This is a genomic window from Phycisphaeraceae bacterium (assembly GCA_019454185.1).
In the GTDB taxonomy this organism is placed as follows: Bacteria; Planctomycetota; Phycisphaerae; order Phycisphaerales; family UBA1924; genus JAHBWV01.
Genome location: CP075368.1, coordinates 2531710 through 2557357, shown reverse-complemented (window position 1 = coordinate 2557357; position 25648 = coordinate 2531710). Strand labels below are relative to the sequence as shown.

The window sequence follows — 25648 nt, the reverse complement described above, 5'->3', positions numbered from 1 at the left end:
TTGTGTCGGTCGGTCGGGACGTGCCGTGCTGGTTCATGCCGACGAAGGTAGGTGCGGCACGAACGGTTTGCCGGGGAGTGCTGGCGCGTGGGGAACCTTCCGGGCGGGGCTCGGGCGCTTGCCGCTCGCTCAGGCGGTTGTCACAGTGACACGCGCGGAGGCGTGCATGGACGGGTCGGCTGGCGGAGCGAGGAGCGCGAGATCCTCATCGCAGAGGTTGGCTTTCAGTTCGCCGAGCACACGGTCATAGGTCTCGATGAGCCGCCGGGTGGAGGCGATGGCGTTGTCCATCGCGGACTTGCCGGTGACGGCTTTGAGGTGGTCCGGCTGGCCGATCTCCGCGAGGTGCTTCTCGGAGCGCACCTTGGCGTCTTCGAGGGCGCGGAGAAAGTGGTGGGCCTCGTCTCGGGCCGTGACGGTCTCAAGGAGCATTCGTTGGCGTTCAGTGCTGATCATGGGTTGGGTCTCACCTCCCCATTCTTCGGAATTCGATCGCCGGGTGCCGCACTCCCACGAGGAAGCCGACTCCAAGACGTGATTGTCCGGCCCGCACAGACGCAATCAAGTTACCCGATTGGTCTGCGTGAAGTTATCCACAAGAATGGATGTTGTCCCGATAAACTGAGGCCTTATGTTCGGTTCATTTCCGGAACGAGCCGCCTGATCGTGGAGATCGCCGCATCAGGGGATTCGGCGTGGCGGGCATGAGAGAGGTCTGCGACGAGCGAGGGGATGGAGTTGGTGCAGGGAGTACCGGCCCAGGCGTCGATGCCCTCGTAGGGGGTTGGTCTGAGGTTCTCTGCGGCGTAGGCGAGCTCCTCGTGCAGCTTTTCGCCGGGGCGGATGCCGCTGATCAGGATATCGATGCGCTGGGCGATGCGCCCTGTCTCGTCGGGGGCGTCGGGGTCGAGGACGAGGTTTCCATCGCGATCGACGAGTCTGGCGGCGTAGCCGTGTGCGTCGAGGAAGCGCCGAGCCAGATCGAGGATACGGATCGGATCGCCCATGTCGAGGACATAGACGGGGGCGGTGGGAGAGGGGTCGTCGATCGACGCGGCCTGGATGACGAGCCCAGCGGCTTCGTGGATGGTCATGAAGTAGCGTGTCATGCGGGTGTCGGTGACGGTGAGGGGCCCGCCATCCACGAGCTGGGCGGACCAGATCGGCACCACGCTGCACGAAGAGCCGAGGACGTTTCCGAACCGGACCATGGAGAATCGTGTGCGAGGGGTGGATGCCGGTGTTGCGCGCGAGTCTCGGTGGAGGGCCTGGACGTAGATCTCGGCGAGGCGCTTGGTCGCGCCCATGACCGAGGTTGGGTTCACGGCCTTGTCGGAGGAGATGAGGACGAAGCGCTCCGCGCCGGCGGCGAGGGAGGCGTCGGCGATGGACTTGGTGCCGAAGAAGTTATTGGTGACGGCGTGTGCGGGGTGGTCTTCCATCAGCGGGACGTGCTTGTGTGCCGCGGCGTGGAAGACGACATCGGGCCTGAGTTCTCTGACAAGTTTGAGTGTTCGTTCCGCATCGACGACATCGTGGAGCACGGCGCGGCGGGGGACTGAGCGGAAGGACGAGCCGAGTTGTCGATCGATCTCGAAGAGGGCGTTTTCTGATCGCTCCATGAGGGCGATGCATGAGGGCTCGAAGGACGCGGCGATGCGAGCGAGTTCTGAGCCGATCGAGCCGCCTGCGCCCGTGATCAGGACGCGTCTTCCCTTGAGGAGACCAGAGACGGCGGCGCGATCGATGGGGCGCGGCTCGCGGTTGATGAGCGATGCGAGGTCGATTCTGGCGGAGGACCACGCGGAGCCGGGGGCGACGTAGACGCGCGAGCCGTCGGCGGTGCCGTGGCGGGCGGGCGCGAATGGGAGCAGGGACCGTAGCGGCGCGGTGGTAGCGACCGGGACGGCGTGTTGCACGAGGAGGCGGACCGCTTCGGCGAATCTGTGCGTCTCGTCCGGCTCGCAGGTCAGGATCGCGCCATCGGGCTTCATCTCGGCGAGCGTCTGGGCGAGTCGCGGCAGCTCTGATTCACCAAGCCCTGTGGGTTGGGGGAGGTCGCTCAGGGCGATCATCTGGGCGCAGAGTTCCGAGACGGCTTGGTCGGTGCCGATGATGAGCGGACGAGCGACTTCGCCGGCGACCGCGGGGGTCAGGCGGAGGCGTGAGGCGGGTCTGGCGGGCTCGGGATGGGATGAGAGCGTGGACATCGTGGCCTCCGGCAGGGCGGCCGGGGGGTGGGGCCGCATCCGGAGTTATCGGCACACGCCCGCCTGGGACTGAGCCGAGAGCCCAATTCCCTGCGATCGGCGAGAGGACGCTATGCTCGCAGCATGATCAGGAAGATCAGCGGTCGCTTGGAGGCGGTGGAAGGGTTGAGCGTACTTGTTGCGCTCCCCGGGATCGGGTTGACCTACGAGGTGCTGGTGCCGGCGTTTCTGTCGGAACGGCTCGGCGCGTCGGTCGGGCGTGAGATCGAATTGGTGACGCTGGAGTATCTGGAGGGCCAGGGTCAGGGGGCGTCGTTTGTGCCGCGGGTTGTGGGGTTTGCCACGATCCACGACCGTCGGTTCTATGAGCTTCTGACGACGGTGAAGGGGATGGGGAATCGCAAGGCGTTGAAGGCATTGGCTATCGAGCCGGGTGCGTTCGCGCGGTCGATCGCGGAGCGGGACGCCAAGGCGCTTCAGGCGTTGCCTGAGATCGGGAAGCGCATGGCGGAGACCGTGATCGCGGAGCTGTCGGGGAAGGTGGATGGGTTCGTGAGTTACGAGGGGGTTGAGATCAAGCCCCGTGCGGCGGCTCCTGCATCTGGCCCTGTTGCTGAGGCGATCGCGACGCTGGTTGCGCTGGGAGAATCCAGGGCGGATGCCGAGCGCATGGTCGACCGGGCGACGGGGCGTGATTCCACGCTTCAGACGGCGGAGCAGATCGTGGCGGCGGCGTTCGCTGCGCGTTGAACCAGTTTCGGGTTGAATCGTGTGCGAGAGCGATCGAAGTTCTGAGCCGGGTGCCGTCGTGCGCAAAACGAAAGGCCTCCGTCCGGAGGGGACGGAGGCCTGGAGTAGACCTTTGTTGACTGCGCGGCTGGATCAGCGGCGACGACGGGCGATGAGGCCCAGACCGCCGAGGAGCGCGAGTGAGGCCGGCGCGGGGACGATGATCTCGGTGAAGCCCGTGAGGACGATCACATCGCCATCGCCGGAGGCGGCGAAGTCGAGGTACATGGTCAGCGTGCCGTAGCCGGAGAGGTCCGGGCCAACGACGGGGCCGGTGGCGACGGGGCCGTAGGTGTAGTTCGAGCCGGCGAGGCCGGGGCCGTAGGACTGATCGCCTCCGACGTCGACGCCGAGGTTGAAGTCGGGCATGCTGACGTGGGAGCGCTGGAGGGTGGCGTTGCCGCCGGTGGTGAAGACGCCGACGCCGTTGCCGGTGAAGTCGGTCATGCCGCCAACGATGGAGGAGCTGATCGATGTTGCACCGGGATCAAGCGTGATCGGCATTGAGAAGGAGAAGGAGAAGGAGGAGGGTGCGCCGAAGTCGGTCACGGCGATGCCATAGGCCATCGAAGCCGACACGTCACGAGGGGTCTCGAGCGCTTCGACGGTGGTGGATCCGAAGGTGTAGACGGCCGGAACAAGACGGAACTGCCCATCGACCATGAAGGATGCCATCTCGTATGACTGACCCTCGATGATGACGGTGGCGACGGTTCCTGCGGTGGCGGTGCCGCCGAACATTGCGGCAGCGGAAAGCACTGCACCTGTACAGATAGAACGCATTGAACAAACCTCCTACGTCTGAACAACTCTCTCAATCAGCGAAGCGGGCGATTACGCCACCCGCTCGATTGGAACGCCGCTCTCTCTTTCGGCGACCAACCTTCATCTCTCTCTTCATGTCTCTGGTTGTCTGACTGTCACTCTCTCTATGACTCGGAGCGTCGGGTGTCTCACGCCCGACAGGTGAAGCATATCAGGCGCAAGGCCCGCCGCAAGAAAAATATTGCCCGAAAGTGGGCGGTTTTGATTTCATTATTCTGTTAGGTACACCGATCGCCAATCGAGGCCTCAGGTGGCCAGAGTTGGGACATCGAGTGTGAAAGCGGCACCTGGGTGCGTGGCTTTCTCGATGACGAGTTCTCCGCCGTGCTGGCGGGCGATCGTGCGAGCAAGGGAAAGCCCTAGTCCGAGGCCCTGGGCCGCGCTGGTTTCATGTTGCTTCCCGCGAGCGAAGGCGTTGAAGATCCGTCGGCGTTCGGCAGGGGGGACACCCGGGCCGCGATCAGCGACAGTGAGGAGGAGTCGAGCGCCTGCCCTTTGGGCCGAGAGCGTGATGCGTTTGTCGTCGGCATCGGAGGCGTATTTGCAGGCGTTATCGACGAGGTTGACGAGGACACGGGCGGCGGCGTCGCTGGAGATCGCGGCGGTTGTGCTTAGGACCTCGTCCTTGATCTCCAGTTCGAGGGTCATGCCCGACTGCTCGACGCGTTGTCTGAGTGTCGGCAGGACATGGTCGAGGATCTGCTGCAGGGTCGTTGAGGGTGTATGTGTCGAGGCGTTTGCGCGAGCGCGGCCGAGGCGAGCAAAGTCGAGGACGTTCTCGACGATGCGCTGGAGGCGGGTGGATTCGTGCTTGAGGGTCTGGAGGTACTCGGCGCGAGAGGCGTCATCGGTGACCATGCCGTCGGCGAGCATCTGGCTGTAGAGGCAGAAGGTGGTGAGGGGTGTGCGGAGTTCGTGGGTGACGGCGGAGACGAATCTGCCGCGGCGTTCGCCGAGCGAGATTGATGCACGGAGCGAGAGCCCGACGGTTGCGATGGCGCCGAGTGTTGCGAGCCAGGCGAGCCCGAGCGTGACGTGAGGGGGCGTGATGAGGGGGATGGGGGGCGGCTGCGTCGGAGGCGGGACGAGCATGGCGGGGATCGTGGCGAGGAGTCTCGAGGAGATCTCGCCCCTTGAAGCGCGGGTGTCCGTGACTGGTTCGAGCATGGCTCCGGGGAGCACATCCTCGATCCGTGTGAGGAGGTGATCGCGGAGCGCGGGCCAATCGATCCAGAAGCCCTGGACGGTGAAGGCGTGATCGGCGCGGACGGTGCGCCAGAAGATCAATTCGGGCTCGCCGGTCGCGGGGTTGGTTCGCCAGCGGGGGACGAAGCGAGACTGGGTGAGAGCGGCTCGGACGCCGGGCGTGGCGCGGCTGGTGCGCGGTGGGGAGATGATCGAGGCGGGCGCGGTGAGCTTGATGTTCTCAAGATCGGGCTCGGCAAGCCCGGCAAAGAGATCATCGTCGTCGGCGGGGGGCGGGTTTCTTGATTCGCTGCGGGGCGGGGCGCGGGCGATCTGAGGGGTGACGGCGGCGGTTGAGGACGCGATGTCCGCGGCGTCCTTTCGATAGGCGTATTCGCGCTCGGCGAGTTCGGATGAGGCCTGCTCCTGCCTTGCCTGGGGTGTGGAGGCATTGTCGCGGAGTGCGCGCTGGTTTGCCTCGGTTGCGGTTGCGGCTGTTTCTGCGGAGTCCGCGTCGATGGGGGTTTGTTGATCGGGAGGATCGAGGGACGCGAAGCGCCCGAGGCGAGCGAGCAGTTTCTCGTAGCGTTCGATCCGCTCCGGGCCGCCCGGCTCTGACTCGGCGAGGTCACGATCGTTGCCTTGCGGGACCTGCGGCGAGTAGACCGCGCCCATCGGGCCGAGCTGGAAGTGCAGAAGGACGAAGGGGGGTGTGCCTTCGACGAGCGGAGAGGGGACGATGACCTCGCCGGGGAGCACGGGCTCCCAGACTCTTGTGAAGGCGCGCTGTTCCGGGTAGTAGGAGAGATAGTGGAAGTAGGGGCGTGCGGCTTCCTGGGCGATGATGGGGGAGAGCACGGAGTCCATGCGCCAGAGGGCGAGGCGGAGGTCTTCCTGGCGTCGTGCATCGAACTTGGCGTGCAGTTCCTGTCGCTCAAGGTCGAGCATGCGGGCGGTGACGTATCCGAGCAGGGCGAGGACAGCCGCGACGCTCGCGAGAAAGACGAGAAGGGTGATGCGTGAGGCGTTGCTCACTGCGCCGTTGCTCCGGGGCTTGTCGGCGTTGCGGGCTGGTCTTCGGCGAGCGCGAGCATGTATCCCTTGGCGCGGACGGTGGCGATGACGCGCGGGTTGTTGGGATCGTCGCCGAGTTGTTCGCGGAGGCGGGCGACGGCCATGTCGACGGTGCGGGTGTGCATGCCGCGCGGGTCGAGTTTCCAGACGCGCTGGAGGAGTTCGTCGCGTGAGATGGCGCGGCCGGGATTCTGTGCGAGGTATTCGAGGACCTCGGCTTCTTTCTGGGCGAGGAGGACGCGGGTGCCGTCGGTGAGGGTGGCTTCTCGGCGGCGGAAGTCGATGGTTCGCCCGGCGATGGTGAGCGTTGACACGGATTTGGGGCGTTCTGCGGAGCGTCGGAGAACGGCCTCGACGCGTGCGATGAGTTCGGAGGCGGAGAAGGGCTTGACGACGTAGTCGTCGGCGCCGAGGCGGAGGCCCTTGATGCGGTCCTGCTCCTCGCCCCGCGCGGTGAGAAAGATCACGGGGATCGAGGGCTTCACTTCGCGGAGCCGCGAGAGCACCGTCAGCCCGTCCATCTTCGGCATGAGGATGTCGAGCAGAACGATGTCGTAGTCGCGTGAGGTCGCGGCGCGGAGGCCGGCCTCACCGTCGGGGGCGTCGTCGGCTGCGTAGCCGGCGAAGCGGAGCGCGTCGCACAGTCCGCGGCGGATCGCGGGATCATCCTCAACGACGAGCACCGAAGCGAGGGGCATGGGTGTTCCTTGCGCCTGCGGCGCACTGGTTCATCGGTCGTGCGGGGTCACCACGTGTAGCGGACCTTGTACCTGACGACGGCTTCCTGGTCGGCCTTGAGCGTGATGGGGATGTGGATGGTGCGGGAGTCCTGTTTCTCGAACGGGAGGGATGATTCGGTGATGTCCCACTGTGTCCAGCGGTACATGGACTCTCTGATGATGACCTTGACGGGCTCTTGCTTGCGGTTGCGGAGCTTGATCTCGATGGTTTCGTCCATCCACTTCTGGGAGAGATCGACGCGGAAATCCATGCTGCGGCGTTCGCCGACGACGTCGAAGGAGTTGCCGAGCTTGAGCAGGATCGTTTCGTCCTTGGCGGTGTGGTCGATGACATCCTCGCCGATGAACTCGAGCGAGCCGTCGTCGGGGTCGGTCTTGGAGACGCGGACGCGCCCGGAAGGCAGGGGCATTCCCATGCCGTTGTCTTTGGTGTTTTTGAACGTGAGGTAGACATCGACCTTTGTGTTCGAGGGGATGCCGAGGTCGCGGTCGATCGCGGGGGCGGACCAGTAGGGCCGCCACGACTGATCGACGCCGTAGTAGACGAGGACCTTCTCGCACGGGACGTTCCGCGGCGCGTCGAAGAGCTCGATCTGCTTGGTGGAGGCCTGGGGGATCGTGGTGGGGCGGCCGAGCGTGTAGAGGTGGTACTCGAAGAAGGATTTCTCGGCGAAACCTGCGGGGGCGGCATCGGCCATGGCGAGTTCGCGTCGGCTCATCATCGGAACGGGCACGCCGCCCCCCTGCGGGGCGCGATGGACATCGCCGGCGACGAGCTTGAGTGAGGCGTTCTGGTAGTCGGCACCGGACTGGTTGAGGATGCTGACCCAGGCGTTGATGTCGAGTTCGCCCTGGTTCATCGCTCCGGTTTCTCTGTAGACGACGTTGTAATCGGCCCACCACGTGATGCCCTCGGTCTGGTAGGAGACGCGGGTGCGATGGTCGCCGGGCTTTGTGGTGTAGATGTCCCAGATCAGCGTGGGCTGCGTGATCAGGCCGTCGGCCACGCCGGGGAACGAGATCGCGCCGTAGCCGTTCTGCCAGCGGACGGAGCCGTCGGCGTCTTTGACGAGGATGCCTCCTCCGGTGTTGGCGGAGAGAAGCGTGACCTCTTTGCCGTCGAGGACGACGGGCTTGCCCGTGAAGCGTTCGAGCATTTTCTGTGTGCTGACGAGGTCGAACTGGTAGTTCTGCTCGACGACCTTGGTGTCCGCAGGGTGGGTGAGGGAGGTGAAGGTGACGGTGGTCGGATCCAGGAGTGCCGCGACGTCGTTGAAAGAGGTGATGGAGCGTCCTTCGGCGAGGTTGATGGTGCGATCCTGACGCACGACGGCGTAGCCGGGGAGGCCCTGCTGGCCGTAGTAGCGACCGCTCGGGCTGCCTGAGAAGAACTGGAGTGATTCGGGCACCGGGCGGTACATCGAGGCGGGGATCGCGCCCGGGACCGCGGTGCTGTAGATCGTGAGCGAGGTTGTCGGGGCTTCATCCTGCTGCGCGTGTGCGGCTGGAGCGAGTCCTGACAGCAGCACGAGCGCAAGGGGCGTCGTGCGGGCGAGGCGTGTGCGAGTCCGATGCGACGTGCGTGCCATGTGTATCCCCTCGTGGCGCGGCTTGTGCTGGGAGCCGCGCGTGTTGGCTGATTGTTGGACCCAAAGCGACCGCCGACGTTTCCGCGGGCGGGCGCGTCCCCGGTCGGTGTCGCGGGTTACTTCTTGTCGTAGGTGATGCCCTTGCGCTGTGCCTGCTCGCGGAGGCAGTCGGTCACTTTGGCGTCGAAACTGTCCTTCGACTCTGCGCCGAGCCGGGCCAGCTCCTGCTTGAGGTATTCATCACGCTGCTGCGAGAGTTCGGTGATGCGCTGCTGGAGCTTCTCGCGCTCCGCGGCGATCCGGTCGATCTTCTCTTGTTGCTGGGCGAGCGTCAGTCCTTTGAACGCTTCGGGGAGTTGTTCGCTCGGGATCTCGTCGAGTCTTACTCGTCCGGATCTCACGTCGTCGACGAGTTCCTGCTCGCCGAGGGCGGAGGTCTTTCCGGCGGCGGAGACGAAGTACGCGGCGCGGGCGGCCTGGGCCGCTGCGGGCGCGACGGCGGCGATGTCGCGCCCGGCTTCCGTCTTCTCTGCGGCGCGCATCTGGGCGTCCTCGTCTCCCCAGCCGCATGCGGTGGCGGCGAGATTCGCGCCCAATGCTGCGAGTTCGGCGTCGAAGGGTGTGGCAACGACGGTGACGCCTCCATCCTGCTGGATGGCGAAGTACTCGCCCTCTGAGAGGCGTGCGATCTCCTGCCAGTAGGGGGTGGTCTCGGACCAGGAGCCGCACTGGATGGTGTTGATGATGATGCCCTTGGCTGCGGCGGTGGAGCAGGATTCGGCGTACTTGGTGTCTTGCTCATAGTCCATGTGGGGTGGTGCGTCGCCGACGAGGTAGATGAGTTTGAGGGCGTTGTGATCGTCGGACCAGGGTTGGAGCATCACGCCCTCGTGGAGCGCCTGGTTGACGGACTCGGGGCCATCGCCCCCTCCTGCGGCGACGAACTTCATGAGATCGGCGTAGACGGTGTCGAGGTCTTCGGTGAGGGGCGTGAGCTTGGTGATGTACTCATCGCCCCGGTCGCGGTAGGCGACGAGTCCCATGCGGATGACGGGGCGGGGCTGGGCGGTTGCGATGGTGTTGGCGATCGACCAGATCTTCTGCTTGGCGCCCTCGATGAGGCCGGACATCGAGCCGGTGGTGTCGAGCACGAAGACGACGTCGATGATGGATTCTTTGGCGACATCCTGCGGCGCGGCGGGATCGGCGGTGATCGCGCCGATTGCGGGCGGGGTGGTGGGAGTGGTGTGGCGTGCCGAGGCGGCTCCGATCGAGAGGGTGGAGCCGGCGAGCAGTGCGACGAGCCATGAGGGTGTGCGATTCATCAGCGGTGCCATGGTGTGTTCCCTGTGTGAGTGGAGACTGGTGTGTGAGGGGAGGGGTGTGCAAGGACTGAGGGGCTTGGTGATGAGTGAGGGTGAGCGGCGGGGGTTATGTGCCGGGGCCTTTGACGAGGAGGAGTTCGGCATCGACCATGAGGAGGCAGTCGGCGCGTTCGGCGAGCATCCCCTGGCGGCCCTCCTTTGCGAGGCGCAAGACCAGTGTGAAGTACTCGTCACTGGCGAACTCGATGGTGCGGGAGGTCTTGGTCTCGGCGATGTTGTAGATGCGAGCGTCCATCCAGACACCGTCCTTGCAGTAGAGGGTCTGGTCGGCGACCTGCTTGATGGAGGCGGTCTGCACGGCGTTGAGGTCGGCATCGACCCATTCGTTGCGGACGTTGACCCGCGCCTGCTGCACCTGTCTGCCGAGGTTGATGGACTGGTTGACGCCGCCAGCGCCGGCGCGGTCGCCCGCGGCGCGCTTCTCGAGAGACTCGGCGGCCTGCAGTTCAAGGTTGTACCTGTACTGGATAGAAGCGCCTGGTGTCAGGCGAAAGCCATCGCCATCGGCCATGTAGAAGCCGCTCGTATCATTTCCCGCCGCCATTGCGCCGCTCTCTGCGGCGAGGAAGGCGGTGTACTCGGTGAGGATGCCGAACTCGGTGGAGAGACGGACGATCTCGTCCACGAGTTCCTTCATCTTCGGATCGCTCGCGATGACGCTGCTGTTGCTTGTGGTGAGGCCCGAATCGGCGGTGGCCTGGCGGATCGAGTCGATGAGGACGGCGATCTTGCGGCTGGCCCAGAGCCGGGGGACGAAGCCGTTGGCGGTGGTTGCGTGGTCGAAGGTGAATGAGAACTCGAAGCGGCGGGGCTTTCCGAGGTAGTTCCCCTCGATCGCGAGGCGCAGGGGCTTGGTGGAGGTGTACTGGCTGAGGAGAACGAGTTGGTCGCCCTCGAAGAGATCGGGGAGCACGGAGGGGAGGATGTCGCGGAGTGCGCCGGCCGGAGCGCTCGTGCCGTCCTCGCCCATGACGATGAGTTTCGGCTCTGCGAGCACGGGGCCGGAGAGGCGCTTGAAGACCTGGCCGACCTTCACTTCGACGTCCTCGTTGGGGAGGACGAAGGTGCTGGTGGCGCGGGAGTTCTGAGCGAGAACGGAGAGGAGCGGGGCGTTGACATCGACGCCGACGCCGAAGGTGAAGATGCGGCGCTTGTGCGCGTTGGCCTTGACGGCGGCCTCGCGGATTGCGACCTCGCGGCGTTCGCCGACGGTGGGGAGCCCGTCGGTGAGGAAGAGGACGAGCGGGATCGTTGTTGTTGCATCGCCGACGGGCTGCTGGCGCAGGGCTTCGACGAGCGCGTCGTGGATGTTGGTGCCGCCCATGGCGCGGATGTTCCCGATGTACTCGCGGATCTTGGCGATGGTCTCGGGGCTCTTGACGACCGGCGTGGCGGAGAAGGAGGCGATGGTGTCGGAGTAGTCGATGATGTTGAAGGCCTCGCCATCGTCCAGCGCCTCGATGACCTGCAGCGCGGCGGCCTTGGCCTGGTCCATCTTCTCGCCCCGCATGGAACCGGAGCGATCGATGACGACGGTGACTTCACGCTTGAGTGTGGGTCGGTCGGCGGGGAGTTCGGGTACGCCTGCGATGAGGAGCATGTAGCCCCCCTGCTCGGCGACCTTCGGATCCGGATATGCCATCAGCGATGCGCTGATGCCGTTGCCGGGTGATTTCTCGGTGATGTAGGAGAGCCGGAAACTGCCGGGATCCGCGGCGGTCGTGACGGCGATGGTTGCGGCTCCCGGGGCCTTGCGTTCCACCACGAGTTCATGGCTCGGCGAATAGAACGCGGCGATGGGCGACTTCGACGCGACATCGACCTTGATCGACCATGAGATGCCGCTGCGTTCGAGCGACTCGGTGCGAGGGAGGACATAGTCCACGCGGTTGCCGTCGGCGGAGAGGACCTGCTCGTAGGTGAGGCGGATTTTTTGTGTGCCGCCTGCTGCGATGGGGAAGACGCTGGTCTTGATGAGGTTCAGCCCGGCGAACTCGACGAGGCCGGGGTCGCGCATGGAGCGGACGATGTCTTCGTATATGCGCCGGGCCTCGTCGCGAGCGAGGATCTGGGCCTGCCCTTCGTTGGGCATTCCCTCCATCTCGAACGAGCGGACGGTTGAGCCGTCGGGGACGGGCAGGATGATCTGGGCTTCCTGGGGAGAGCCCGAAGCATTCGCGAGGATGATGGTGAGCGTGGTGGAGGCGACCTGCTCTCTGATGGAGACGTTCGCGCCGACCTCGCGGATGGAGACGGGCTGGGTGTGGCCGGGGCGGACGAGCACGCGCGACTGGGGCACGACGATGTTGACGTGGTCGGGCGCGGCGTGCGCGACCTGGGCGAGGGCGGGGAGAGTGGCGCACGTGCCGAGAGCGGCCGCGCACACGATGACCCATGCTCGCATGGATCCGGTGCGTCGAGCGAGCGTGCGGGTCGGTGCTGTGTGGGTGGGCATGGTGAGACTCCCGGGGTGCGGCTCGCCCTGAGTGGGCGATCCTGACACCATGGTGATACTCACCCGTCGGCGTTTGGGGCGTCACGGTTCCGTAACCGTTGGCGGGAGGAGATGCGATCTTTATTCGGCTCGTGGCGAGAGCAGGGGCGTGCCGGGCGTTGGATCGGCGGGCTGTGCGCCGGCACCTGGGGGTGCGTCGTCAGGGACTCTCAGCCAGAGGGCTAGACCGCTGGAGGCGGCGGTGAGTGCCGCGACGATCAGGCAGGCCTCGAGGAATCCGAACCGGGTGACTACGACCTGTGTGAGCGGCGGGCCGACGGCGGCGAGAGTCCATGCGCCTCCGAGCATGAGCCCGCTGGCGAGGGATGTGTGATCGGTGAGCAGCCGCTGGGCGATGCCGATGGTCATGGGAACGAGCGCGCCGGTGCCGACACCCACGACGACGCAGACGATTCCCGCCGCGATGAGCGCGGCATTGTCAGAGCCCAGGCCGAGGGTGAAGGGGAATGCCGCGATGGCAGCGGCTCCGAGCACCGGGCAGATGAGGAGTGAGAGGCGTTCGTGTCGGTGCGCGATGAACGCGCCGGCGATCATGGCGGCTGCGCCGGCGCCGAGCTGCATGGATGCCTGCAGCGGTCCGTTGCGGATCGAGGCCTGTCCGCGGAGCGCGTCGCTCAGGTCGATGGCATTCGCGCGTGTGACGGCTTCCATCTCGGTCCAGCGGGCGACAAGCAGCATCATGGAGGCGTTCACGGTGAATCGGATCGCGTTGCCGGCGTAGAGGAGCCAGACGGATCGCCAGCGGTGGGGGATTCTGGGGTGCGGGATCTCGCCATGGGCTCGCTGGTTGCGGTGGTCGAGGCGACCGATCGCCATCTGGAGCACGACCGTGAAGACGACCGCTGCGATCATGGCCCACGCGAGCGAGCGGAGTCCGACGCCGGAATCGCCCTGGCCCACGCTCTGCACCCAGACCGGGAACATGACGTTTCCGGACATGCCGCCCAGCATGCCGGCCATGTAGAAGCCGGAGAGGGCGAGTGATCTTCGCGAGCCGCCGAGCTTTCCGGTTGCGGCGGCGGCAACGGGGTGGAAAGCGCCGACGCCGCTGGCCGCGATCACCTGCAGCAGGAGCAATTGCTCGAAGGTCTGAACGTGTCCGACGAGGAGCGCGGCGAATCCTGCGCAGAGGAGCCCAAGCACACCGGGGAGGCGTGTGTTGAATCGATCGCAGATCCACGCGGTTGTCGGCTGGATCAAGCCCGAGCAAATCGAGCCGAGCGCGATGACCATCGCGCCCTGCTCGTGGGTCATGCGCAAGTGTCCCTCGATAACCGTGATGAGTGGGACAAAGAGGAAGGAGAAGAGATCGACGATGGCATGGCAGACGATCACGGCACCGAGGCGCAGTGAGACCCGCGTGGTTGCTGGTGCGGCAGGGATTACGACGTGTGCTGGTGTGGTGGTCATGAAAGAGGCGCGAGCGGGGAGTCGCAAAGCCGGGGTTGCCGGCGAGGTGGAGGCAAGCCCGAGCGGGCGCACGTGTAGATCGTTCGCCTGGTGTCGTTCGGATGCTGTCGCGTGCCGGGTGGATCCACGGAAATCGAGCTAAGCGGTTGAGCGGGCGCAGGACACGGGTGTGCCGGCGAGGTTGCGCGGAGAATGCGCGTTGTGAGTCCAATAACCGTGAGCGGATCGTGGATCGTCGCATGTCAGATGGCCACCAGGTGCCGAGCGGTGGGGTCATGTTCGCATGTGTGGGTGTGTGAAGTATGTTTTCTCGGACTATTCCTCGTTTTTTGGGGGTTCTCGGCTATGTTGTGTGGTGGAGTGGCCTGAGATCGCGCCGGGAGGACCCTTGCGCGTGATGACAAAGACGGAGCGTTGACCCACGAAACCGCCGGACGTTCGGCGCGGAGGTCATCCAGCCGAACGCCCGGAATCGGGCGTTGTCGCTGCGCTCACGACGCGCCCCACCTGTTCCGAGCGCGCAAGAGGCAAGGTGCATCATGAGAAAGTGGTTCTGTGCCGGCGCTGTTGTCGCTGCGGCGGGGTTGGCGACCTCTGCCGGTGGCGTGAACGGCGACATCGTCTTCACCAATCAGTCGGACGACAGCATCAAGGTGCTGTCGGGTGGATCCTTGACGACGCTTGTCACGTTCGCGGATCCGACGACTCGGCTCGCGGGGATCACCCGCGCGGGGAACGGGAAGTGGTACGTCGCGAACGGTCCGATTCCGCCGACGGAGTCCAGCGCGTCGATCTTCGAGATCGACGACATCTTCGCGGCATCACCGAGCGTCTCCGCGCTTGCTTCGGGCAATCCCTCGCAGAATCCGATCCATCTGCGTTGGGACAAGGCGCGCGGCGTGCTGATGTCGATCAACAACCCCGGGCGTCACCCGATCGATCCCGCGCTCGACGGTGTGCTCGCGTACCATCTGAACGGCACGACCACGACCGTGTGGAGCGAGCCCGACCCCGCCTCGCGTCCGTTCTATTACGACGGCGTGTGGATGACGAAGATCGCCGACGGCACGGATGACTATCTCGTGGTCGCCGGGAACGGCGGTGCGTTCGGTGGTCCCGGGAACCTGTACTCGGCGACGATGTGGCGGCTGTCGATCGACGGCGCGCTCAATGGAACGATGTCCCTGCTTGCTGACCTCGGCGATGCGGGCTCGCTCGGGCTGGCGGAGGGGATCTTCGATGCGCGTGGTCTGACCACGACCAACACCGGTCGGATCTTCATGACCAGCAAGGACAACGGCAAGGTGTACGAGATCGATCTCTCGGGCGGCTTCGGCATCACGGAGATTGCCAGCGGGATCGACTACGCGACCCGCATCGAGTACAACCGCTACACGAACCGGCTTGTGCTGGTGCAGCAGCACGTCCCGGCGGACGTCGGTCTGATCAGCGAGATCCGCCTCGACGGCACGGGGTACACGGTTCTGACGGCGGATCCGATTGTCTCACCGCGCGACCTCTACATCGTGCCTGCGCCCGGAGCGTTCGCGCTCCTGGCTCTCGGGGGGATGCTGTCTGTGCGTCGCCGGCGTGCGGTCGGTTGAGAGCTTGGTTTGTCGGACATGGGGGTCGCCGCCGCGGGGTGGCGACCCTTCTTTATTGGAGTCAAAGGCCGTGCGGGCTATGATCTGAGACTGAGTCTCAACTGTGGATGGAATGACTTACGGAGCGACCATGACAACGTTCACGCCCGGCGCGGCTTCTTCTGTGGCAACTTCTATCGGTGACCGCTTGAAGGTGGAGACGGCGGATCTTCACACGCGGGCGGAGAAGTCTCCTCTGCAGGCGGCGCTTGTTCAGGGGCGTCTGTCGCGGGAGGCGTACGCCGGATTCCTCGGGCAGATGCTGCTGGTTCACGAGGCGCTGGAGCGTGCGGTCGCCGGGGCGGCGCGTTCGCATCCGGCTGTGGCGGCGATCTGGAACGATGAGCAGAGGAAGGCGCCGCTCGTTCGCGAGGATCTCGCGTTCTACGGCGTTGATCCGTCCTCGTTGGCACCTCTGGCGGAGACCCGGTCCGTGATCGATCTGATCGGCTCGCGCACGGCCGCGGATCCGGTGGCATCGATCGGCATGCACTATGTGCTCGAGGGCGCGAACAACGGTAACCAGTTCATTGCGCGCGTCATCAGAAAGGTGTACGCGTTGGACGGGGCGGAAGGAACGAAGTCTCTTGATCCCTACGGCACGCGTCAGCGTGAGGCGTGGGCATCGTGGAAGGCCTCGCTCAACGCACAGGTGTTCACCGCCGTCGAGCAGGATCGCATCGTCGAGGGCGCGGCCTCGATGTTCCAGGCCATTATCGACGTGAGCGACGCTGTCTGGAGGTCGGTGGGAAAGGAAGTCTGATGCCTCTCACCAGAGAGCAGATGATCGATCTGCTGAACTCTGACCTCGCCTCGGAGTATTCGGCGGTCATCCAGTATCTGACGTATGCCGCGAAGGTCACGGGGCCGAATCGCGGGGAACTCTCGGAGTTCTTTCGCGACGAGATCGCGGGCGAGACCGAGCACGCGAGGTTTCTCGCCGACAAGATCGTCGCGCTGGGTGGCGTGCCGGTGACGGTTGCTGCCCCGGTTCCAGAGGTGTCGGAGAACAAGGCGATGCTCGAAGCGGTGCTCGCGGCTGAGAAGGCGGCGGTGGCTCGCTACACCGAGCGAGCGGCCCAGGCCGAGGCGATGGGGCAGAAGGGGCTTCAGGTGCAGCTCGAGGACATGGTCGCAGATGAGACCTCGCACATGGAGCAGGTCGAGCGCATCCTGCGCGGCTGGCGATCCTGATCCGGCTACACGGGCATCAACCATTCCGGCAGCGCGCCGATTCGTCCCTCGCGATCGACGCACGCGAGCGTTGTGTTCGCTCCCGCGGCATCGATGGAGAGCGCGGTGTTGTTGCGCTCGACGATGTGGATCTCATAGGCGTGCTCGATTTTGACGCGTCCTCCACCCGACACGCGGCAACGGACCTCGATCACGTCGTCGTACAGGATCGGTCGGCGATAGGCGACTGAGAGTTTGGCGACGACGAGGAAGATGCCTGCTCCTTCGAGCTGGGCGTATGAAACGCCGCTGGAGCGCAGTAACTCGGTGCGGGCCATCTCGAGCCAGGGGATGTAGGAGCCGTGATGGGCGACGCCCATCGGGTCGCACTCGCAGTATCGGACGCGGACCCGCAGCGAGCCCTCGGTGCTCGGGGCTCGTTCAGGGAGAGGGTTGGCAGCAAGGGCTGATCGCAGGTCGCGCATGCGGGATGCTACCCCCAGATTCGGATATCGGGCGTGTCTGGATGGCAAAGCGGTATACGCGAACGGATTCGGTTATCGGACGGTTTGTGTGTGTAGCGGTATCGGGCTTGAGGGGTCATTGGTGTTGCCAGAATCGGTGTGTCTGGCGTGCAGAATCGATGAGTTCTGCCTGTGCGCCTTGAAAGAGTGAGGATTGGTGATACGTTCTTCGTTGGAGAGAGTGGGTCGGCGTGGGAACGCCGCCCACAGGGGTCGTCGCACGCTGGACGACTCGATGAAGGGAGATCGTCTGATGCCTCGCAGAAGGGCCTTTGTCGCGCTGGCGGCCAGCAGCGCGGTACTCGTGACGGTTGTCGGGCTTGGTACCGCGCTCGGTGCCGCGGATCCCCTTGCCCCGCAGGTTGTGGAGGATCAGATGCGAGCCCACACGCCCGCGTCGAGTGATTGGATGCTTTCTCCGGGCTCAATGGCCTTGCTTGCGGCGTCAGGAATTGCTCTACTAAAGGCCCGGCGCGAGTGAGCGTCGGCGTTTGACATTCAGGTCCACTTCCGTCGCTGACTGGAGGAGCGACGGTTGTTTCGCCGGGCCCGCGCGACGGGCCCGGCTGCTTTTTGGGCTTGTGAGCGGAAGCGCATCGCAGTGAAACCGAACTACGATAATGCATGAGACGGGTTCACGCGGGCCAACGTGCGACCTCGCCCGATGCGCTGATCACGCTCTGGGGCGTGCTGGCGCTGATGGTTTCGTTCGCGCTGTTTGTTCTGCTGCTGCCGGTGGCGATCGGCCTGGCGATCGCGTGCGTTGTGCTGGTCGGCATCGTGTGGTGCGTGGCGTGGGTCAGGGTGAAGTGGGCGCGGGCGAAGCGACCGAACGGCATGCTCGACGGGCGCAGGAACGTGCGCGTGCGGATGCCGGGACAAGACTTTCATTCTCACGAGCGGTGATCGATTCCGGGCCGCGATCATTCGGATGTGTGAGCGAGTTTCGCGTCCGCGACGATCGTGAAGGGGATGGTTGTCTCTGCGACGCTGTTGCTGGTCAGGTCGCGCATGGTGATCTTCATGCGGTACTTTCCGACCGTGAGGGTTGAGGGGAGTTCGATCGCGTTTGTGATGAAGAAGTCGCGACGCTTGGTGCGGGAAGACTCGGAGATGCTCTGAGCCGGGCGTTTCCAGCAGTGTGCGCCGTCTGAGTCGTGGTAGACGTCGATTTCCTGCGAGAGTTCGACCGTGCGGCGTACGCCCGGGCCGGGCCTGCTCGCGAAGCGATCGACCTCGGTGTAAACGATCACGCGGGCGGGGCGACCGGCGAGGAACGAGTTCACGTTGAGTTCGTTGTAGTCGCCGAACCCGTTGACGCGGGTGCAGAGGCGAGCTTCTGTGATGCGCAGCGGCAGGCCCTCTGAGGCGCGATCCGCCGCGGCTCGAAGTGCGTCGGCGTGATCGATCGATGCAGAGCCCTCTGAGTCGGATGTGGCGATCGATTGGTGGATCGAACGTATTGCATCGAGGACTGCGCGTTCTGTGGGCGCAATGGTGCCGACATTCGGGGTCGGGCGGCCCTGGCTTCCCGCGATTGCGGCGGCGAGCGCGAGATCACCCATGGGGGCGGGGCTCTGTGCCGCTCGCGCGATCAGCAGATCGGAGAACTCGGCGGCGGCACCTTCGACGGAGTGCTCCGAAGTCTCTGCTCCGGCGATCGCAGCTAGCCCGGTACTGGCTTGTGAACCGGCGGCGGCGCCTCCCGGACCGCCGCCGGCTGATTGCGGGTTTCTCTCAACGGAGACCAGCCCGACGGAGACGCCTTGCCCGTCGGTCGATTGGATGACCGGCTCGGGCTGGGCCGCGGGCGACGATGTGCGTGCGGCTGCGGTGGGGGTCGTTTGTGCTGCGTCGCGTGTCGCGGCGTCTGCGAGGACCCGTTCGAGGTCGAGGGCGGATCGCGCGGCCAGGTCCTCGACCGATCCCGGTTCGGGCTGCTGGTAGGGGTCGGGTGTCGTGCCTCGGATTGCCGGCGATTCACCGCGTTCGAGGGCAGCTAGGCCGACGGTGACCGGCTGGTCGCGATCGTTCTGTGTGCGCGTGGTTCTGGTGCTCTGCCCGCACGATGTCAGCATCGCGAGGGCGAGGAGTGCGGGCACAGTGGAAACATGGGATCGGTGTCGCACGGTTCGCCTCCTGCGGCCTGGTGCGAGGTCATGGAGTCTGCCGCGTCCATCCTGAACGCGATCACGGAACGGTTGGGGTTCCTGTCAGGAGTGATCGGCCGGATGCGCCGCGAACCTTGCGAATCTGATGGCCAGTGCTTCCAAGGACCGGATGGGATCGCTGCCTCGCTTCGAGGCCGCGTCGGCACGGACGCACGCCTGGAAGAGATCGGCGGCTGCCTCTGCCGACGCCCGACGCGAGAGGTCGTAGATCGGCTCGGCTCCTGCTCCGTAGATCTTGGCGGCACTGCCTGCTGCGCGGACGTTCCCCCCTTGGCGCGCGACAGCGGTCACGGCGTGGATCTTTCTCGCCAGGTCTGTCAGGGCCCACTGGATCTTGAGAGCGGGTTCCCGTGAGGTTTCGAGGAGTGTGCGGAGATTCTCGAGCCCGATCCGAGGGTCCGGATTGAGGAACTCCGACTGGATCTGCCAGAGGTCGGCTTCGCGCTCATCACCGACATGGGCCGCCACCAGATCGGCCGTGATGGTTGCCTTGCCGTCAGGGCCCGCACCGGCCGCTGCGAGCTTGGCGAGTTCCGTGTCGATGCGGGTCATGTGTCCGTCGAGGAGTGAGACGAGCATGCGTGCGGCGTCTGGCTGCACGGTGGCGTTGTGGCGTTTCGCGGCGCGGCGGGCGGTCCATGCGGCGAGCTTTGCGAAGTCGAGTGGGCCGCAGTAATGGACGACGCCGTGTCGGATGATCAGTTCGTCCAGTTTCCCGCCTCGCCAGATCGTGCCGCGGAGTACGAGGGTTGTACCATCGTTCGGCGATTCGGCGTAGCGCTCGAAGAGGGGCCTCGCGTCTTCTTTGACGAGATCGGCGGCGTTCTCGACAATGACCACTTTGTGCGAAGACATTAGTCCGAACGAGCGGCATTCGTCGAGCACTTCCGCGGGTGAGGCGGTGAGGCCGTCGAACGAGAAGACATCGATGCCCCCGTGGTGCTGTTCGAGCGACTCGCGCAGATGGGTCGTGAACTCAAGCCGGAGGAAGTCGTTCTCGCCATACAGGACGATGATCCTGCGCGAGGGATCAAAGGTGCTGAGGTCACCACCCTTGGAGCCGGTGTCGGACTTTGTGCCGGGCTTTTTGGCCATGCTCCAGCATAGGGCGAGGGTGGGGGAGGGTCGGGCGAGTAGCTTGTGCCTGTCTGAGCGGGCGGGCGTGGATCTGGGAGGCGGGTGAGGCGGGTGCTTGGGACGGTTGGGAGTATGCGGGGTGTCGGACCCTACGATCCCCGTTCAGCACCCTGGAGCATGTGGCGCATGGTCTACCGAGTCTGCAAGATCTTCGAGGTTGAGTCTGGTCACATGCTGTCGAAGCACCCGGATCGGTGCCGCTTCCCGCACGGACACACGAGGCGGATCGAGGTTGTGGTCTCGGCGAACGCGCTAGACAGCAACGACATGGTGTGCGACTTCAAGGCGTTGAAGGTTGCGATTGCGGAGTTCATCGATTCGTTCGACCATGCGATGGCGATCAACAGCGAGGATCCCGCGCTTCGGGCGATGCGTGAGATAGGAGATCGTTTGGTGGTCTTCGAGGGGCTGGATCCGACGACGGAAGTGCTCGCGAAGCACATCTTCGACTTTGTGAAGGACAGGATCGGCTCAGGGCGGACCTTTACCGACCGCAGCGGTATCACCTATGCGTTCCCGGTCGGACTCAGACTCGAGCGTGTTCGGGTTGGAGAGACGAGTTCGACCTGGGCGGAGTATGCAGAATCGTGAGGTCGGGCTCGCTCTGCGCGGTTTGCCCGAGTCACGCGGCAATGGAGCAACCAGCATGATCCGGGCAGGTCTCAGTCGATTTCGTCTTGCGGGTGCCGCGGTGCTTCTCGGCGCGGCGATTGTCACGAGCACTGCATCGGCGATGACACTCCAGCCCCCGGGCGCGACGCCGGATGAGAAGGCGGATATCGCGGCGGCACGTTCGCTCTCACGGGCGTTCCAGCATGTGGCGAAGCGAGCAGAGCCGTCGGTGGTACACATCACGTCGCTCCAGCAGGTGTACACGAGGCGGTCGCTCTTTGACGCGCCACGGGCGGAACTCGCGCCGGGCGGGCTGGGCTCGGGCGTCATCGTGACCGAGGATGGATACATCCTCACGAACAACCACGTCGTCGCGGGCGCGGACCAGTTGCGGGTGCGTCTTGCGGACGGGCGTGAGCTCGAGTGCCAGTTGGTTGGGGCTGATCCGGCGACGGATCTTGCGGTGCTGAAGGTTGACGCGACCGGGCTTCCGATACTTGCGTTCGGTGACTCTGACGCGCTCGAGGTCGGCGAGTGGGTCGTCGCGATCGGATCTCCGTTCGGGTTCGATTCCTCCGTGACTGCGGGGATCGTGAGCGCGAAGGGGCGGAGCGGGATCGTCGGGCGCAGATCCGCCGAGGGGTTGTACGAGGAGTTCATACAGACGGACGCCGCGATCAACCCTGGGAACTCGGGCGGGCCGTTGCTCGATCTGGACGGCCGGGTGGTGGGCATCAACACGGCGATCATCACGCGGTCGGGTGGATCGATCGGGCTGGGGTTCGCGATTCCCGCGAAGATGGCGCGGAGCGTGATGGAGAACATCATCGCGAGCGGGCGTCCGCAGCGGGGGTTTCTGGGCGCGGTGTGGGGCGATATCGACGTGTCGCGTGCGGCGCGTCTGGGCCTTGCGGCACCAAGCGGGGCGATCATCGAGGGCGTGATGCCCGAGAGCCCCGCGGATCGCGCCGGGCTTCGCGTGGGAGATGTTGTCGTCGCGTTCGATGGAAAGCCGGTGGACTCGTTCAATCGGCTGCGCAACGCCATCGCGTTCACGCCGCCGGGGCAGACGATTTCTGTCGAGGTGCTTCGCGATGGGGATCGACGTGTGATCGAGGCCCAGATCGCTGATCGCGAGGAGTGGCTGGCGGCGGCTCGTCGGGAGGAGTCGATCGAGTCGCTGGGCATCACGGTGATCAACGCGGTGCGGCTCGGCGCGTCGGGATTCGGCGATGCGGACGCGGGGGGCGTGCAGATCGCGTCTGTGGCTCCGGGCGGGCTTGCGCGGCGCGAGGGGCTTGAGCCGGGCGATCTGATCTATGCGATCAACGGGCGGATGATCGCCAACGTTGCGGAGCTGCGTCAGGCGTTGCAGAGCGCGTCGTGGAGGCAGGGCGTTCGCATCGACGTCGAGCGCGGGAACCGGCGCGGCTATGTGATCATCCGGCGTTGATGTCGGTCGGTTTGGAGCCCCAGAGCTTTGCGAGGAGGGTGCGTACATCGCCGCACGCGCCGATGATGCACGGCAGCGCGATGAGGATCATCGCGGTGGCGGACATGAGGCCGAAGCTGATGGTGATGGCCATGGGGATGAGGAACCTGGCCTGGAATGACTGTTCGAGCATGATGGGAGCGAGGCCGGCGACGGTTGTGATGGTCGTCAGCAGGATGGCGCGGATGCGGTTTCGCCCGGCGTGGACGAGGGCGTCGATCGTCGGGACACCGTTGCGCCTGGCGTGGTTGAAGAACTCGATGAAGACCAGCGAGTCGTTGACGACAACGCCGGAGAGCGCGACGAAGCCGATGAGCGACAGGAACGTCATGCTGAAGCCGAGGATGAGGTGGCCCCAGATCACGCCGATCAGACTGAAGGGGATGGCGGTCATGACGACGATCGGCTGGATGTGATTGCCGAAGAGCCACGCGAGGACGAAGTAGATCAGGCCCAGCGATGTGAGCATGCCGAGCGGGAGACGCTGGAACGACTCGGCCATGTCCTTCTGGCGTCCGCGTTCCATGATCCGGACGCCAGGAAACTCTGCTTCGAGCGAGCGGAGCAGCGGGCGCAGGGCGGCGGTGATCTGCTCGGTGTTCGCGACGGCGTTGTCCACGTCCGCGCTGACCGTGATGGCTCGGTTGCCGTTCAGGCGTCTGACGGTCGCGTATCCCTCTGTCTCGTCGAGCGTGCAGATCTCTGCAAGCGGCACGCTGCGCCCGCCGGGGGAGAGCAGGCGCAGCGACTCGATGGTTGCGATGCTGCGTCGCGCCGATTCGGGGAGGGTGACGCGAACATCGACATCTTCGAGGCGTCCCGGGAAGGTGTGTGCCTCAAGCCCGAAGACCGAGGCGCGGATCTGCCTCGCGACGTTCTCGGTGGTGAATCCGAGCTCGCTGGCGCCGGGACGCAGGCGGATGCGGAGTTCTCGCTGCCCGCGATCGGCATCGTTCGCGATGTCGTAGACGCCATCGAAGTCGGCGAGCGCGTCCTCGATTCTGGCGGCGACCGGCGCGAGCAGCGCGGGATCGGCTCCGGTTGCCGTGAGCGTGATGTCGGTGCCCTCCGGGCCGCCAACCATCCCCTGGATCCGCAGCGACTTGACGCCGGGGATCTGCCCGAGCGACTTGCGTATCGCGACGATCACCTCGTCGCTGGTGCGCTCGCGCTGTTCGACGGGGGCGAGTTCCATGATGAGCTGCGCGAGGTGGGTCTGCTGCGATCCTCCGCCGTCGCCGGAGAGCGAGGAGATGGATCCCACGAGGGCGTAGACCGAGACGACCTCGGGCTGGTCGAGTGCGGCTCGCTCGATCTTGCGCGCGATGCGATCGGTTTCGATGAGCGGGGTGCCGACGGGCATGCGGAGTTCGGCGGTCACGGTTTCGGCATCGCTGGAGTCGAGGAAGACGAACTTGAGGCGGCCGCCCGCGAGCATGCCAAGCGAGGCGATCAGGGCGGCGACAAAGAGTGTGAGGGTCATCCAGCGCCGGCGGAGGCACCATGTGAGCAGGCGCGCGTATGCGGGAATCAGCCGCTCGTGGAGGAACGCTTCGCGGGCGCGGTCGAAGCCGGATTCGAGGCGGCCGACCAGCGTCTGGCGGCCGCTCCTGGCGGCTCTGTCTTGTGCGCGGAGCGCGTGCGACATGTGCCTCGGGAGGATGAAGAGCGATTCCAGGAGCGACACCGCCAGCGCGCAGGCGGCGACCATCGGGAGCTGTGAGAGCAGCTCGCCGGTCTGGCCGTCGAGGAACGTGAGGGGTAGGAAAGCACAGATCGTCGTAAGGACCGTGCCGACGACCGGCCATGCGACCTGTTCCGCTCCGGCGATCGCGGCTTCGTCGGGCGCGGCTCCTGCCTCGTGCTTGGCGGTGATGTTCTCTGCAACGACGATCGCGTCGTCCACGAGCAGGCCGACCACGATGATCAATCCGAACATCGACAGCAGGTTGAGCGAGATCCCGGCGAATCGCATGACGGCGAGCGTTCCGATGATCGAGATCGCCATGCCGCCCGTGACCCAGAGCGAGACACGCAGGTTGAGGAAAAGCATCAGCGTGAGAAAGACCAGACACCCGCCCGTGATCGCGTTGCGTGTCAGGAGATCGAGACGGCCGACGATGAACCGTGCGAGGTCTGTCGTGAGAGCCACATCGCCGGGAAGCGGCGTGCGAATCGCACGGGAGGAGCCGAGTTCCCACGCGCGCTGGCGGTCCGAGACGGGATCGGTCGAGCCGGGCCGACGGAGGAGCATGCGGAAGGACTCGCCGCGTGTGGCCTCGAACGGATCGCCCCGCAGTCCCGCGGCGTAGGCCTTGACGATCTCCGCGAGGCGAACGGCGTCCTGGCGGCCGATCTTGAGGATGGTGACGGACACCGAGGGCTTGCCGTTCAGTCGCTCGGCGAGATCGACATCGGCGAAGCCCTCCGTCACGGTCGCGATGTCGCCGAGCCGCAGCACGAAGCCCCCGTCGGTCGCTTTGATCGGGATCTCTCGGACGGCGTCGGCGCGTTCCTCCGCTCCGAGGGTCCGCACGGCGATGGTGGTGGTGCTCGAACGGACGGAGCCGCCGGGGAGTTCGAGCATCGACTGACGGACGCGATCGGCGACCTGCGCGATGGAGAGGTCGTGGCGGACGAGTTCGGTGGGCTCGACCTCGACGCGGATCTCGTTGGTTCGGATGCCTGAGATCAGCACGTCGCCCATGCGCGGAAGGGAGCGAAGGTCGTCTCTGACTTCAAGGATCGCGTGCTTCAGTTCTGCTTCGGGCGCGTCGCCGAAAATCGAGAGAACGATCACGGGCAGATTCGGCTCGAGCTCTCGCACGGTGATGCGTTCGGCCTCGGCGGGGAAGTCCTGCAGAGCGTCGATCTCCCGCTTGACTTCCGCCACGGCTTCTTTGACTCGGACGCGATCCTCGAACTCGACCACGACCGACGCGCCGCCCTCGACGACGGTGCTGGTGATCTCTTTCACGTTGTCGAGTGACGTCAGCGCGTCCTCGATCTTCTTGGCGATGGAGTTCTCGACCTCGTCCGGCGATGCGCCCGGATACGGGGCAGAGACCTGGACACGGTTCGGGCGGGTCTCGGGGAAGAACTCGCGCGTGAGCTGGGATCCGAAGATGATGCCCGCCGCGATCACGGCCCACATCACGAGATCTGCCACGACGG

General features: G+C 65.4%; 21 protein-coding genes. 8 read left to right on the top strand and 13 right to left on the bottom strand.

The features are described from left to right. Positions 1-129: 129 nt before the first annotated feature. Both KF838_10885 and KF838_10880 read right to left on the bottom strand, forming a co-directional pair. Positions 130-456: a hypothetical protein gene (locus tag KF838_10885; GenBank protein QYK47284.1), complete on the bottom strand. Its 327-nt coding sequence runs from the start codon at positions 454-456 to the stop codon at positions 130-132. Between the two features lie 173 nt (positions 457-629). Further along, a complete protein-coding gene (locus KF838_10880) occupies positions 630-2210 on the bottom strand; it encodes a polysaccharide biosynthesis protein (protein QYK47283.1) in 1581 nt (526 codons plus the stop codon). A gap of 123 nt (positions 2211-2333) precedes the next feature. On the opposite strand from KF838_10880, the gene KF838_10875 reads away from it, so the two are divergent. Continuing rightward, the gene (locus KF838_10875) at positions 2334-2960 is read left to right on the top strand and encodes a hypothetical protein (protein QYK47282.1); all 627 of its coding nucleotides are present in this window, start codon (positions 2334-2336) and stop codon (positions 2958-2960) included. A 132-nt stretch (positions 2961-3092) separates the two neighbouring features. Here the strand turns inward: KF838_10875 and KF838_10870 are convergent, their stop codons facing one another. From KF838_10870 to KF838_10840, 7 genes are all read right to left on the bottom strand, one after another. Next, the gene (locus tag KF838_10870) at positions 3093-3782 is read right to left on the bottom strand and encodes a hypothetical protein (GenBank protein QYK47281.1); all 690 of its coding nucleotides are present in this window, start codon (positions 3780-3782) and stop codon (positions 3093-3095) included. 288 nt (positions 3783-4070) lie between these two features. Further along, complete coding sequence (locus tag KF838_10865; GenBank protein ID QYK47280.1) at positions 4071-6044, bottom strand: HAMP domain-containing histidine kinase; 1974 nt, start codon at positions 6042-6044, stop codon at positions 4071-4073. Next, positions 6041-6781 carry a response regulator transcription factor gene (locus tag KF838_10860; GenBank protein QYK47279.1) on the bottom strand — a complete coding sequence of 247 codons (741 nt, stop codon included), beginning with the start codon at positions 6779-6781 and terminating at the stop codon, positions 6041-6043. The genes KF838_10865 and KF838_10860 overlap by 4 nt, the downstream gene beginning before the upstream one ends. Before the next feature lie 47 nt (positions 6782-6828). Then, positions 6829-8412 (bottom strand): DUF4139 domain-containing protein, encoded by a 1584-nt coding sequence (locus KF838_10855; GenBank protein ID QYK47278.1) that lies wholly within the window; start codon positions 8410-8412, stop codon positions 6829-6831. 116 nt (positions 8413-8528) lie between these two features. Further along, positions 8529-9737, bottom strand: coding sequence for a hypothetical protein (locus KF838_10850; GenBank protein ID QYK47277.1), 1209 nt, complete (start codon positions 9735-9737; stop codon positions 8529-8531). A gap of 106 nt (positions 9738-9843) precedes the next feature. After that, the gene (locus tag KF838_10845; protein ID QYK47276.1) at positions 9844-12252 is read right to left on the bottom strand and encodes a VWA domain-containing protein; all 2409 of its coding nucleotides are present in this window, start codon (positions 12250-12252) and stop codon (positions 9844-9846) included. A gap of 120 nt (positions 12253-12372) precedes the next feature. Then, positions 12373-13722: an MFS transporter gene (locus tag KF838_10840; GenBank protein ID QYK47275.1), complete on the bottom strand. Its 1350-nt coding sequence runs from the start codon at positions 13720-13722 to the stop codon at positions 12373-12375. A 539-nt stretch (positions 13723-14261) separates the two neighbouring features. On the opposite strand from KF838_10840, the gene KF838_10835 reads away from it, so the two are divergent. The 3 genes from KF838_10835 (at position 14262) to KF838_10825 (ending at position 16559) form a co-directional block, all read left to right on the top strand. Continuing rightward, positions 14262-15326 (top strand): hypothetical protein, encoded by a 1065-nt coding sequence (locus KF838_10835; protein QYK47274.1) that lies wholly within the window; start codon positions 14262-14264, stop codon positions 15324-15326. A 130-nt stretch (positions 15327-15456) separates the two neighbouring features. Beyond that, complete coding sequence (locus tag KF838_10830; protein QYK47273.1) at positions 15457-16128, top strand: biliverdin-producing heme oxygenase; 672 nt, start codon at positions 15457-15459, stop codon at positions 16126-16128. Further along, complete coding sequence (locus tag KF838_10825; GenBank protein ID QYK47272.1) at positions 16128-16559, top strand: ferritin-like domain-containing protein; 432 nt, start codon at positions 16128-16130, stop codon at positions 16557-16559. The genes KF838_10830 and KF838_10825 overlap by 1 nt, the downstream gene beginning before the upstream one ends. Before the next feature lie 5 nt (positions 16560-16564). Here KF838_10825 and KF838_10820 read toward each other — a convergent pair whose 3' ends face one another. Beyond that, positions 16565-17023 (bottom strand): acyl-CoA thioesterase, encoded by a 459-nt coding sequence (locus KF838_10820; GenBank protein QYK47271.1) that lies wholly within the window; start codon positions 17021-17023, stop codon positions 16565-16567. A gap of 292 nt (positions 17024-17315) precedes the next feature. Between KF838_10820 and KF838_10815 the strand changes: the two genes are divergently transcribed. Both KF838_10815 and KF838_10810 read left to right on the top strand, forming a co-directional pair. Beyond that, on the top strand, positions 17316-17543 hold the full coding sequence (locus tag KF838_10815) for a hypothetical protein (GenBank protein QYK47270.1): 228 nt from the start codon (positions 17316-17318) through the stop codon (positions 17541-17543). Positions 17544-17686: 143 nt separating this feature from the next. Next, on the top strand, positions 17687-17968 hold the full coding sequence (locus tag KF838_10810) for a hypothetical protein (protein QYK47269.1): 282 nt from the start codon (positions 17687-17689) through the stop codon (positions 17966-17968). Positions 17969-17985: 17 nt separating this feature from the next. Here the strand turns inward: KF838_10810 and KF838_10805 are convergent, their stop codons facing one another. Beyond that, entirely contained in the window at positions 17986-19191 is a 1206-nt protein-coding gene (locus KF838_10805; protein ID QYK47268.1) for a hypothetical protein, read from the bottom strand. An 84-nt stretch (positions 19192-19275) separates the two neighbouring features. After that, positions 19276-20328, bottom strand: a complete 1053-nt coding sequence (holA, locus tag KF838_10800) for a DNA polymerase III subunit delta (GenBank protein ID QYK47267.1) — start codon at positions 20326-20328, stop codon at positions 19276-19278. Positions 20329-20496: 168 nt separating this feature from the next. Here holA and KF838_10795 point away from each other — a divergent pair, with 168 nt between their 5' ends. Together KF838_10795 and KF838_10790 are read left to right on the top strand one after the other, a co-directional pair. Then, positions 20497-20961 carry a 6-carboxytetrahydropterin synthase gene (locus KF838_10795; GenBank protein ID QYK47266.1) on the top strand — a complete coding sequence of 155 codons (465 nt, stop codon included), beginning with the start codon at positions 20497-20499 and terminating at the stop codon, positions 20959-20961. A 55-nt stretch (positions 20962-21016) separates the two neighbouring features. Continuing rightward, positions 21017-22435: a Do family serine endopeptidase gene (locus tag KF838_10790; GenBank protein QYK47265.1), complete on the top strand. Its 1419-nt coding sequence runs from the start codon at positions 21017-21019 to the stop codon at positions 22433-22435. Here KF838_10790 and KF838_10785 read toward each other — a convergent pair. Next, positions 22422-25643: an efflux RND transporter permease subunit gene (locus KF838_10785; GenBank protein ID QYK47264.1), complete on the bottom strand. Its 3222-nt coding sequence runs from the start codon at positions 25641-25643 to the stop codon at positions 22422-22424. The two genes, KF838_10790 and KF838_10785, sit on opposite strands and share 14 nt — an antisense overlap. Positions 25644-25648: the final 5 nt, after the last annotated feature.

What these genes read in the sequence shown, in the direction of transcription:
- KF838_10885 (QYK47284.1), bottom strand. Translation starts at nt 456, where the DNA reads ATGATCAGCACTGAACGCCAACGAATGCTCCTTGAGACCGTCACGGCC.
- KF838_10880 (QYK47283.1), bottom strand. Translation starts at nt 2,210, where the DNA reads ATGTCCACGCTCTCATCCCATCCCGAGCCCGCCAGACCCGCCTCACGC.
- KF838_10875 (QYK47282.1), top strand. Translation starts at nt 2,334, where the DNA reads ATGATCAGGAAGATCAGCGGTCGCTTGGAGGCGGTGGAAGGGTTGAGC.
- KF838_10870 (QYK47281.1), bottom strand. Translation starts at nt 3,782, where the DNA reads ATGCGTTCTATCTGTACAGGTGCAGTGCTTTCCGCTGCCGCAATGTTC.
- KF838_10860 (QYK47279.1), bottom strand. Translation starts at nt 6,781, where the DNA reads ATGCCCCTCGCTTCGGTGCTCGTCGTTGAGGATGATCCCGCGATCCGC.
- KF838_10855 (QYK47278.1), bottom strand. Translation starts at nt 8,412, where the DNA reads ATGGCACGCACGTCGCATCGGACTCGCACACGCCTCGCCCGCACGACG.
- KF838_10850 (QYK47277.1), bottom strand. Translation starts at nt 9,737, where the DNA reads ATGAATCGCACACCCTCATGGCTCGTCGCACTGCTCGCCGGCTCCACC.
- KF838_10845 (QYK47276.1), bottom strand. Translation starts at nt 12,252, where the DNA reads ATGCCCACCCACACAGCACCGACCCGCACGCTCGCTCGACGCACCGGA.
- KF838_10840 (QYK47275.1), bottom strand. Translation starts at nt 13,722, where the DNA reads ATGACCACCACACCAGCACACGTCGTAATCCCTGCCGCACCAGCAACC.
- KF838_10835 (QYK47274.1), top strand. Translation starts at nt 14,262, where the DNA reads ATGAGAAAGTGGTTCTGTGCCGGCGCTGTTGTCGCTGCGGCGGGGTTG.
- KF838_10830 (QYK47273.1), top strand. Translation starts at nt 15,457, where the DNA reads ATGACAACGTTCACGCCCGGCGCGGCTTCTTCTGTGGCAACTTCTATC.
- KF838_10825 (QYK47272.1), top strand. Translation starts at nt 16,128, where the DNA reads ATGCCTCTCACCAGAGAGCAGATGATCGATCTGCTGAACTCTGACCTC.
- KF838_10820 (QYK47271.1), bottom strand. Translation starts at nt 17,023, where the DNA reads ATGCGCGACCTGCGATCAGCCCTTGCTGCCAACCCTCTCCCTGAACGA.
- KF838_10815 (QYK47270.1), top strand. Translation starts at nt 17,316, where the DNA reads ATGCCTCGCAGAAGGGCCTTTGTCGCGCTGGCGGCCAGCAGCGCGGTA.
- KF838_10810 (QYK47269.1), top strand. Translation starts at nt 17,687, where the DNA reads ATGAGACGGGTTCACGCGGGCCAACGTGCGACCTCGCCCGATGCGCTG.
- holA (QYK47267.1), bottom strand. Translation starts at nt 20,328, where the DNA reads ATGGCCAAAAAGCCCGGCACAAAGTCCGACACCGGCTCCAAGGGTGGT.
- KF838_10795 (QYK47266.1), top strand. Translation starts at nt 20,497, where the DNA reads ATGGTCTACCGAGTCTGCAAGATCTTCGAGGTTGAGTCTGGTCACATG.
- KF838_10790 (QYK47265.1), top strand. Translation starts at nt 21,017, where the DNA reads ATGATCCGGGCAGGTCTCAGTCGATTTCGTCTTGCGGGTGCCGCGGTG.